The organism is Chitinophaga sp. (assembly GCF_035564935.1).
In the GTDB taxonomy this organism is placed as follows: domain Bacteria; phylum Bacteroidota; class Bacteroidia; order Chitinophagales; family Chitinophagaceae; genus Chitinophaga.
The window spans coordinates 1-2,670 of the sequence record NZ_DATMTE010000140.1 but is presented as its reverse complement, the minus strand read 5'-3'; the positions used below and the strand labels follow the sequence as shown (position 1 = coordinate 2,670).

Genomic DNA, 2,670 nt, shown 5'->3' with positions numbered 1-2,670 from the left:
TTCGCTTATATCTCCCCTGATCATTTAAAATCCAAAAGTAAAAATCAAGAAAATCAGTATAATCAGCGTAATCCTGTTCCAAGACAATTTCCGCGGCAAGCGCCGAAGGCGCACGCCGCCGCTACAATTCGAGCAGGAACTTCAGCGTATCCACCCCATCCGCATAGTCGGTGAGCGTGGGTTGCTGGGCATAGCCGAACGGAGTGAACTGCTGGCCTACCAGGCATTGCAGGGCGTCTTCCCCGGAAAGTTCCTGTTGCAGCTGAGCCATATCTACATAATTGCTGTAATGTAAAACGCTGATCGGCGAAAACAGGCCGGTGTTTTCCTGCAGCAGGATGCTGCCGTTGCTCATATAGGCGCTGTTGTTCAGCAGGAGCAGGGCCAGGTTGTAATCGTAATTGTTCTTGTATTTGTGATGTTCAATCAGGTAACTGTATTTCTCCAGGGCTTTGAGCAGGGGCGCAAAATCGTAGTTCAGCGGCACGTATATCTTGGTTACGTTCCTGCAGCCCAGGCCGAAGTACATCATGATGTCGTCTGCCAGCGCCAGCAGCTCCGCTGGTGTTTCGTTACCGGTAAGGATAGCGGCCGACGTGCGGTTATGGCGGATGATATGCGGGTATTTGGCAAAATAGTAGTGGAAATACCGGGCGGAATTGTTGCTGCCGGTGGCAATATAGGCATCGCAGTGCTTCAGCATGTCCTGTATTTCGGTTTGACTGGCCTGGTCCGGGTACCATTCGCTGATCTTTTCCAGGATATGTTTCATCAGGATCTCATCTTTACCTGAAAGTTTCATTTTTACCCGGTGTCCGCTAACGAATCCGCAGAGCCAGTCGTGGAAGCCTACCAGGGGAATGTTCCCGGCGGAAACGATGCCCACGGTTTTGGGCGCCCGTTGTTCCGTAACCTTATGATAGCCCTGCAGCCACTGCTGTAATGGCTCAGGAGAAAGAAAATAACGAACGATATTATCCAATGCATCGTCAATAAAGGAGGGGATAAACCAGCCGTTGGCGATATATGCGCGTTCTTTAACTGCTTCCAATTCCGGGCTTTTATCCGCCAGATACTGCCCCAGGCGCACCAAGGCGGCTTCTTTTTCTGCTATGTTCATGAAACTGTATAAATAATGACCTAATTAAACCGGGAAAATTTTATTTTTGTCACACAAAATTAATGGCTTACTACTTAACCAAAAAGTTTACACTATGGCAATTAAGATAACAGACGAATGTATAAACTGTGGCGCCTGCGAACCGGAATGCCCCAACAATGCGATATACGAAGGTGGTGTTGAATGGGCATTAGCCGATGGCACCACCGTAAAAGGCGCCTATACATTAATGGATGGTAGTGTACTGGATGCTGACCAGCGGAATGCGCCTATCAGTGTAGATACCTACTATATTGTGCCCAACAAATGTACAGAATGCCAGGGATTTCATGAAGAACCGCAATGTGCCGCGGTTTGCCCGGTAGATTGCTGCGTTCCCGACGAAATGTACCAGGAAACCGTAGATGAGCTGATGGATAAGAAGGCAAAACTCCACATCTAAAATATTCTCAAGGAAGCTTAGTAACCGTTCCTGCTCTGGCTGGGACGGTTTTTTTATGTAATTTGAACAACGCCGCCGGCCTGCGCCGTGGCTCTTGACAATTAATAAATAACCTTTAACTTTACCCGCTTATAGCAAAACATCTTATGAAGAAGAATATAGCTCTGGTCGCCGGTGGATATTCCGGGGAATATGTGATATCCGTGCAAAGTGCCGTAACTATTGAGAATAACCTGGACAGCAGTAAATATAATGTATACAAGATCATTATCACCCGAAACAGCTGGAGCCATACCGGTGCCGATGGCCGGGTGACTGAAGTGGATAAAAACGACTTTTCCTTAACCATCAACGGGGAAAAGATCACCTTTGATGCCGTGTTTATCGGTATTCACGGCACGCCGGGAGAAGACGGCCGCCTGCAGGGATACCTCGAAATGCTCGGTATTCCTTTTACCAGCTGTGGGATGGTTACCTCTGCGCTGACCTTTAATAAAAGCTATTGCAATAAAGTGGTAGATGCACTGCAGGTGGTGAATGTATCCAAATCAGTACATATTTTCCGCCAGCAGCCTTATAATACAACGGAAATACTGCAGCAACTGCGTTTGCCCGTATTTGTGAAGCCCGCAGAAGGAGGCAGCAGCATCGGCATGTCCAAGGTGAAAACCGCGGAAGAGCTGCAGCCGGCTATCGATAAGGCGTTTAAGGAAGACTCCCAGATCCTCATCGAAGAGTTTATCAAAGGCCGGGAGCTGACCATGGGGCTGTACCGTGCCAATGGCGCCATTACCGTGTTGCCGATCACGGAAGTAGTGAGCAATAAAGAGTTTTTCGACTACGAGGCGAAATATACGCCAGGCGTATCCAACGAAATCACCCCTGCACCGGTAACGGACGATATTGCCCGCCAGGTACAGGAAACCGCCACCGTTATTTACAATAAACTGAATTGCAAAGGCATTGTGCGTGTGGACTTTATCTATGAAGAAGCTACCGGGAAACTGTACTTCCTGGAAATAAATACAATGCCCGGCCAATCTGAAAACAGCCTGGTTCCTCAGCAAGTGAGAGCTGCGGGGAAAACACTGACGGAATTTTATGGCCT

At 48.3% G+C, this 2,670-nt stretch carries 3 protein-coding genes; 2 read left to right on the top strand and 1 reads right to left on the bottom strand.

The window, feature by feature from the left end:
* Window positions 1-121: 121 nt before the first annotated feature.
* The gene (locus tag VN105_RS03770) at window positions 122-1,120 is read right to left on the bottom strand and encodes an acyl-CoA reductase (protein WP_325638078.1); all 999 of its coding nucleotides are present in this window, start codon (window positions 1,118-1,120) and stop codon (window positions 122-124) included.
* A 94-nt stretch (window positions 1,121-1,214) separates the two neighbouring features.
* Here VN105_RS03770 and VN105_RS03765 point away from each other — a divergent pair, with 94 nt between their 5' ends.
* Together VN105_RS03765 and VN105_RS03760 are read left to right on the top strand one after the other, a co-directional pair.
* A complete protein-coding gene (locus VN105_RS03765; RefSeq protein WP_325638076.1) occupies window positions 1,215-1,562 on the top strand; it encodes a 4Fe-4S dicluster domain-containing protein in 348 nt (115 codons plus the stop codon).
* Window positions 1,563-1,708: 146 nt separating this feature from the next.
* The coding region (locus tag VN105_RS03760) for a D-alanine--D-alanine ligase (RefSeq protein WP_325638074.1) at window positions 1,709-2,670 on the top strand (962 nt) is incomplete at its 3' end.